This is a genomic window from Albidovulum sp., assembly GCF_041919395.1.
GTDB lineage: Bacteria > Pseudomonadota > Alphaproteobacteria > Rhodobacterales > Rhodobacteraceae > Albidovulum.
In genome coordinates this window covers 1-7146 of record NZ_JAYRTX010000128.1, presented here as the reverse complement: position 1 = coordinate 7146, position 7146 = coordinate 1, and the positions used below count along the sequence as shown (strand labels likewise).

The following is a 7146-nucleotide window of genomic DNA, read 5'->3' as shown; positions in this document are numbered from 1 at the left end:
GGTGGGGTCAGCGCCCCGCCAGCGCGTCCCGCAAAAGCCCCAACACCACCTCGCCCGGCACGTCCGTCGCCACGAAGGCCTCGCCAATCGCGCGGGCGAGGATGAAGCGCAGGCGTCCGTCCATCACCTTCTTGTCCTGCGCCATCAGCGCCATCAGCGCCTCCGCCCCCGGCAACTCGCCCGGGATATCCGCCAGATCGACCTTCATCCCCATCGCCCTGAGATGCGCCCTGACGCGGCTCGGCGCCTCCTGGCTGCAAAGGCCGAGCCGCTGGGAGAGCTCGAAGGCGAGCGCGCAGCCGACCGCGACGCCCTCGCCGTGCAGGAGCCGGCCGGAATAGCCCGTCGCGGTCTCGAGCGCATGGCAGAAGGTGTGGCCGAGGTTGAGGAGCGCCCGATCCCCCTCCTCGGTCTCGTCGCGCTCGACGATCCGCGCCTTCATCTCGACCGACCGGCGCACCGCATGCTGCCGTGCCGTGCGGTCGCCGGCGGCGAGCGACGGGCCCGTCGCCTCCAGCCAGTCGAAGAAGCGGGCATCGCCGAGAAGCCCGTACTTCACCACCTCGCCGTAACCCGAAAGGAAGTCGCGGGCGGGCAGCGTTTCCAGCACAGAGGTGTCGGCCAGCACGAGGGAGGGCTGGTGGAAGGCGCCGATGAGGTTCTTGCCGTGGACGGAATTGATGCCGGTCTTGCCGCCGACGGAACTGTCGACCTGCGCCAGGAGCGTCGTCGGGATCTGCACGAAGCGCACGCCCCGCCGCAGGACCGCCGCGGCGAAGCCCGCGAGATCGCCGATCACGCCGCCGCCCAGCGCGACGACCACGTCGCGGCGCTCCACCTTCTGCTCCAGAAGCCAGTCGACCGCGCGCGAGAACTCCGCCCAGCCTTTCGTCGCCTCGCCGGGCGGCAGCGCGAGCGCCACCGTCTCGATCCCGCCGAGCCCCGCTCGGAGCGCCTCCAGATGGAGCCCGGCCACGGTCGTGTCTGTCAGGACCGCGACCCGGCGGCGGCGGAGAAGCGGCCCGATCTCCTCGCCCGCGCGCGCGAGGAGGCCCGCGCCGATGCGCACGTCGTAGCTGCGCTGTCCGAGATCCACGCGGACGGTGTCTGTCGTTGCTGTCATGTCCTCTCCAGGATGTCCGATCGGCCGGCGAGCGCGGCGCGGACCTTCGCCGCCATATCCTCGACCGAATACTCGGGCGCGGCCTCGACGATCACCTGGGCCTGCGCATAGACCGGCTCGCGCTGCGCCAGAAGCCCGGCCAGCGTCGCCTTCGGATCGGCCGTCCTGAGGAGCGGGCGCGTCGTCTTGTGGCGCACCCTTTGCCACAGCAGATCGAGATCCGCCTTCAGCCAGACCGCCACCCCCTTCTCGGCGATGAGAGCGCGGTTCGCGGGCGACAGGAACGCGCCGCCGCCGGTCGAGAGGACGCAAGGCGGGCCGCTCAGGAGCCGCGCCAGAACCTCGCTCTCCCGCGCCCGGAAGAAGGTCTCGCCGTCTCGGCGGAAGATCTCGGCCACCGACATGCTGGCCGCGCGCTCGATCTGCTCGTCGGAATCGAGAAAGGGAACGCCGAGCACCCGGGCGAGCGCGGTGCCCACCGCGGTCTTTCCCGCGCCCATCATGCCGATGAGCACGACCGTCTTCCTGAGCGCTCCCGTTCCCAAGCCCGTCCCGTCTTCCTCCGGGCCGGCGGTGGCAAGTCCCCGCCCGGCCCGCGAACTTTCTGCCCTCAATGGCGTGAACTCGCCGCGAATGCCATATATAAATGCAACTGGCGCGGCCGGCCGGCGTCGGCCCCGGCCGGGAACGGCCCCGCCCCGGGGGCGATCACGCGACGGGCATGGGCAGGAAACAACAAGAAGACGGCAGGACCACATGTTGCGCATTCTCAAGGTCATCTTCATCCTCGCGGTGGTGGGCTTCGCCGGCATTGCCGGCTATGCCTATCTCGGCGACATGACGCCGGAGCGAAGCGAAGTCAGGACACCGGTCGAACTGGATGTGCAGCGCTAGGACCCTTCTCGTCGTGACGCTGCTCCTCGCCGGGCCGGCACGGCTCGCGGCCGAGACCGGCACGGGCGAGCCCCTGTCGGCGATCGACTGGCTGTCGAAATCGGTCGCGACGCCCGCGGCAATGCCTGCGCCCGGCGCCGTGACCGCCGAGCCCCCGGTGGCGAAATCGGTCACCCAGACGGCGATCAGCATCCTGCCGCTCGACGCCCCCTCGCTCGACGCCATCGGGCTGAGCTCGGTGGCGCGGACGGGCCTGCCCCGCGATCTCTGGGGCACCACGGCCTCGGCAGACCTCGCGCGGCTGATCCGGGCCGAGCGGGTGCACACGCTCCCGGCCATCCAGTCGCTGCTCTACAGGCTCCTGCTGGCCGAACTTGCCCCCCCGGCCGATTCCGACGGCCAGGGGACCGTCTTTCTCGCCCGGATCGACAAACTGCTCGACCTCGGCGCGCTCGACCCGGCGCTGGCGCTTCTGGAGCAGGTGGACGATCCGCCGCCCGAAGTCTTCCGGCGGCGGTTCGACGTCGCCCTCCTGACCGGCGAGGAGGATCACGCCTGCGAGGTCATGCGCAAGACCCCCGGGATTTCGCCTACGTTCGAGGCCCGCGTGTTCTGCCTGGCGCGCGGGGGCGACTGGAACGCCGCAGCGCTCTCGCTGCGGACCGGCGAGACGCTGGGCTACATCGACGCCGACATGGTCCCGCTGCTCGAACGCTTCCTCGACCCCGAGCTTGCGGACGGCGCGCCGGACCTGCCGGCGCCCGCGCGCCCGTCACCGCTTGTCCTCAGGCTGATGGAGGCGATCGGGGAGCCGCTTCAGACCTCGACCCTGCCGCTCGCCTTCGCCCATGCCGACCTCAACTCCAATGCCGGCTGGAAGACGCGGCTTGACGCCGCCGAGCGGCTGGCGCGCACCGGTGCGATCGAGCCGAACCTGCTTCTCGGGCTCTACACCGAACGGGAGGCCGCCGCCTCGGGCGGCGTGTGGGAAAGGGTGCGGGCCGTCCAGACGCTCGATCGCGCGATCGCGGATTCAGACCGGGCGGCCGTGGCCCGGACGCTGCCCCAGGCCTGGCAACTCGTGGAGGCGCAGGAACTCGAGGTGCCCTTCGCCGCGCTCTTCGGCGAGTCGCTCGCCCGGATGGACCTTGACGGCGCGGCAGGCGCGCTCGCCTTCCGGATTGCGCTCCTTTCCGACGGATACGAACGCGTTGCCAAGGGGAGGACGCCGCGCGACGACAGCGAGGCCTTCCTGATCGGCCTGGCAACCGGCGACGGGTCGGCCACGGTTCCGCCCGACCAGATGGGCGCGGCGATCAAGGCGGCATTCACCGGCGCTGCCGACCCGGCCCCGGAATTCGCGGCGCTCGTCAGCGAGCGACGGCTTGGCGAGGCTCTCCTGGAGGCAATCGACCAGATCACCGACGGCGCCCGGGGCGACCTCAGGGACGTGACCGAGGGACTCGTTTTCCTGCGCCATGTCGGGCTGGAGACGACAGCACGGCGGGCGGCGCTGGAACTGGTGCTTCTGGAGCGGCGGGGCTGACCATGGCCACGCCCTCACCGGATCGCGAGGCCGCGCGCTGGATCTCGGCCTTCCTCGAAGCCCAGGCTGCCGAACTCGACGCCGCGCGCAACACGCTTCTCGCCTACGGCCGAGACCTCAAGGACTTCGCGGCCTGGCTCACACGGCGCAAGCTCGACTTCGCCCGCGCCGACCGCGCCGACGTGGAAGCCTACCTCGTGGCCTGCGAGGCCGAAGGGCTTTCCCGTGCCACCCGGGCGCGCCGGCTCTCGGCCATCCGCCAGCTTTACCGCTTCGCCTATGACGAAGGCTGGCGCGCCGACAATCCCGCCATCCAGATCGCCGGGCCCGCCAGGGCAAGGCGCCTGCCGAAGGTTCTGACGGTGGAGGAGGTGGACCGGCTCCTCGCCGCCGCGCGCGAGACCGGCCGCAATCCGGTCGAGCGGCTCCGCAACACCTGCCTCATGGAACTTCTCTACGCCACCGGGATGCGGGTGAGCGAGCTCGTGACGCTCCCCGTCGCGGCGGCGCGGGGCGATCCCCGGATGCTTCTGGTGAAGGGCAAGGGCGGCAAGGAACGCATGGTGCCGCTTTCCCCCCCCGCCCGCGACGCGCTTTCGGCCTGGCTTGCCACGCGCGACGCGGCCGAGGAAGCGGCGCGGGCCGAGGCGCGCCTGCCGCCGGCGCGGCACCTCTTTCCCGCGCGCGGGAAAGAAGGGCACCTGACGCGGCAAGCCTTCCACGGGCTCCTGAAGGACCTCGCGGCGGCGGCGGGGATCGTGCCCGCGCGGGTGACGCCGCATGTCCTGCGCCACGCCTTCGCCACCCATCTCCTTGCGGGCGGGGCTGATCTCCGCGTCATCCAGACGCTTCTCGGCCATGCGGATGTTTCCACAACCGAGATCTACACCCATGTCCTCGACGAGCGTCTCCGCGCGCTTGTGCTCGAGCATCATCCCCTCGCCCGTGGCTGACCCCGGCGCGGCCGCTTGAAGGCGGCAGGCTCGCCGGCGATAACGGAGCGAACGAAAGGACGACCCCCCGATGACCGCAGACCCCATGCTCGACACGACGACCTGGCTGACCGCCGGCGGGATCATGTTGCTCCTCCTGATGTCCGCCTTCTTTTCCGGCTCCGAAACGGCGCTGACCGCCGCATCGCGCGGGAAGCTCCGGGCGCAGGCCGACAAGGGCAACGCCGGCGCAGAGGTGGCGCTGAAGCTGAAGGAGGACGGCGAACGCCTGATCGGGGCGATCCTCCTCGGCAACAACGTCGTCAACATCCTTGCCGCCTCGCTCGCAACCGCGCTCTTCACCCGGCTTTTCGGCGCGAACGGCGTGGCGGTCGCGACCATGGTTATGACCCTGCTCGTCCTCGTCTTCGGCGAGGTGCTGCCCAAGACCTACGCGATCACCAGCCCCGAAACCGCAGCAACTCGGCTCGCCCCGCCGATCCGCGTGCTGGTGCGCGTCCTCAGCCCCATCGTCAACGTCGTCCGCGCCGTCGTCCGCGGCTTCCTCATGCTCTTCGGCGTCAGGACCGACCCCGACAGCCACATCCTCTCGTTCCGCGAGGAGATCATCGGCGCGCTGGCCATCGGCCATTCCACCGGCAGCGTCCAGAAGGAGGACCGCGACCGCCTCCTCGGCGCGCTCGACCTCGCGGACCGCACGGTGGACGAGATCATGCGCCACCGAAGCCAGATCCAGATGCTCGACGCCGATGCCGCGCCCGACGTGCTCATCAGCCAGGTCCTCGCAGCACCCCACACCCGCCTGCCGCTCTACCGCGGCGAGCGCGAGAACATCGTCGGCGTGATCCACGCCAAGGACCTCCTGCGCGCCGTCGAACGCTTCCTCAGGACCGGCGACGGCCATCTCGATTCGGTCTCCGACCTCGACATCCTGAGCGTCGCCAAGGCGCCCTACTTCGTGCCCGAGACGACACCGCTCGACGAACAGATGCGCGAGTTCCTGAAGCGGCGGACCCATTTCGCGCTTGTCGTGGACGAATACGGCGAGCTTCGCGGCCTCATCACGCTCGAGGACATCATCGAGGAAATCGTCGGCGAGATCACCGACGAATTCGACGTCGACGCCGAGCATCCGCTGAAGCGGACAGAGGCGGGCGACTGCATCGTGGACGGCGCCATGACAATCCGCGACCTCAACCGCGCCACCGACTGGCTGCTGCCCGACGACGAGGCCAACACCATCGCCGGCCTCGTGATCCACGAAGCGCAGATGATCCCGAACGAAGGCCAGGTATTCTCCTTCCACGGCTTCCGCTTCGAGGTCGTCCAGCGCAAGGAAAACCGCATCACACGGCTGAAGATCCGGCCGCTCTGAGCCTCAGCGCGACTTGAACAGCGAGCCGAGAATGCCCCGGACGATGGCCTGACCGGTCTTCGTGCCGAGCTGCCGCGCGAGGCTCTTGCCGAAGGCCGTGGCGACGCTGTCGGAGCGCGAGGAGGACCGCCGCGTCGTCGACCGGCCGACCTCGGGCGCGTCGTAGCGGCGGGCCTGCTTCAGCTCGCGCAGTTCCTCTTTCATCCTGTCTTCCTCGGCCTCCGCCTCGGCGGCCGCCTTCGCGGCTTCGGCCGCGCGCGCCTGAAGCCGCTCGAAGGCCGAATCGCGGTCCGAAACCGTGTCGTACTTGAAGCCGAGACCCGAGGCCGAGATGACCGCGCGGCGTTCCTCGGGCGTGATCGGGCCGAGCCGGCTCGCCGGCGGGCGGACGAGCGTGCGCTCGACCATGCCGGGCACGCCCTTGGCCTCCAGGAACGAGGTCACGGCCTCTCCGGTCCCCACTTCCTTGATCGCGGTCTCGGTGTCGAAACGCGGGTTCGGGCGGTAGTTCTCGGCCGCGCGGGCAAGGTCGCGCTGGTCCTTCGCGGTGAAGGCGCGGAGTGCGTGCTGCACCCGGTTGCCAAGCTGGCCGAGGATGTCGTCGGGCACGTCGGCGGGGTTCTGGGTGATGAAATAGACCCCCACCCCCTTCGAGCGGATCAGCCGCGCCACCTGTTCCACCTTGTCGACGAGCGCCTTCGGCGCGTCCTCGAAGAGAAGATGCGCTTCGTCGAAGAAGAAGACGAAATTGGGCTTTTCGGGGTCGCCGACCTCCGGCAGTTCCTCGAAAAGCTCCGAGAGGAGCCAGAGCAGGAAGGTCGCGTAGAGCCGGGGCGAGGCCATCAGCTTGTCGGCGGCGAGGATGTTGACCTGCCCCCGCCCGTCGGGCAGGACCCGCATCATGTCGGCGAGGTCGAGCGCCGGCTCGCCGAACAACCGGGTGCCGCCCTGGTTCTCCAGCACCAGAAGCTGGCGCTGGATCGCCCCAACGGTGGCGGGGGAGACATTGCCGTAGCGCAAGCCGATCTCTGCCGCGCTCTCGCCGATCCAGACCAGCATGGCCTGGAGGTCCTTGAGGTCGAGCAACGGCAGCCCCTCCTCGTCGGCCAGCCGGAAGGCGATGTTCAGCACGCCTTCCTGCGGTTCGCTGAGGTCCATGAGCCGCGAGAGGAGAAGCGGCCCCATCTCCGTCACCGTGGTGCGGACGGGCGTGCCCTGCTCGCCGAAGAGGTCCCAGAAGGCGACCGGGAAGGAC

7 protein-coding genes are annotated in these 7146 nt (G+C 70.1%); 4 read left to right on the top strand and 3 right to left on the bottom strand.

Features of this window, described 5'->3' with window-relative positions; all coding sequences use genetic code 11:
- Positions 1-7 precede the first annotated feature (7 nt).
- Together aroB and ACMUOO_RS15795 are read right to left on the bottom strand one after the other, a co-directional pair.
- On the bottom strand, positions 8-1123 hold the full coding sequence (gene aroB, locus ACMUOO_RS15800) for a 3-dehydroquinate synthase (protein ID WP_301918805.1): 1116 nt from the start codon (positions 1121-1123) through the stop codon (positions 8-10).
- Positions 1120-1668, bottom strand: coding sequence for a shikimate kinase (locus tag ACMUOO_RS15795; protein WP_301918804.1), 549 nt, complete (start codon positions 1666-1668; stop codon positions 1120-1122). The genes aroB and ACMUOO_RS15795 overlap by 4 nt, the downstream gene beginning before the upstream one ends.
- A 211-nt stretch (positions 1669-1879) precedes the next feature.
- Here ACMUOO_RS15795 and ACMUOO_RS15790 point away from each other — a divergent pair, with 211 nt between their 5' ends.
- The 4 genes from ACMUOO_RS15790 to ACMUOO_RS15775 all read left to right on the top strand — a co-directional run bounded on the left by ACMUOO_RS15790 (position 1880) and on the right by ACMUOO_RS15775 (position 5891).
- Complete coding sequence (locus ACMUOO_RS15790; RefSeq protein WP_301918803.1) at positions 1880-2017, top strand: hypothetical protein; 138 nt, start codon at positions 1880-1882, stop codon at positions 2015-2017.
- 13 nt (positions 2018-2030) lie between these two features.
- The gene (locus ACMUOO_RS15785; RefSeq protein ID WP_413855710.1) at positions 2031-3563 is read left to right on the top strand and encodes a hypothetical protein; all 1533 of its coding nucleotides are present in this window, start codon (positions 2031-2033) and stop codon (positions 3561-3563) included.
- 2 nt (positions 3564-3565) lie between these two features.
- Positions 3566-4516: a site-specific tyrosine recombinase XerD gene (locus ACMUOO_RS15780; protein WP_301918801.1), complete on the top strand. Its 951-nt coding sequence runs from the start codon at positions 3566-3568 to the stop codon at positions 4514-4516.
- 70 nt (positions 4517-4586) lie between these two features.
- The gene (locus ACMUOO_RS15775; protein ID WP_301918800.1) at positions 4587-5891 is read left to right on the top strand and encodes an HlyC/CorC family transporter; all 1305 of its coding nucleotides are present in this window, start codon (positions 4587-4589) and stop codon (positions 5889-5891) included.
- Positions 5892-5894: 3 nt separating this feature from the next.
- On the opposite strand, the gene ACMUOO_RS15770 is transcribed toward ACMUOO_RS15775, so the two are convergent.
- On the bottom strand, positions 5895-7146 hold a 1252-nt coding region (locus tag ACMUOO_RS15770; RefSeq protein WP_413855709.1), incomplete at its 5' end, for a helicase HerA-like domain-containing protein.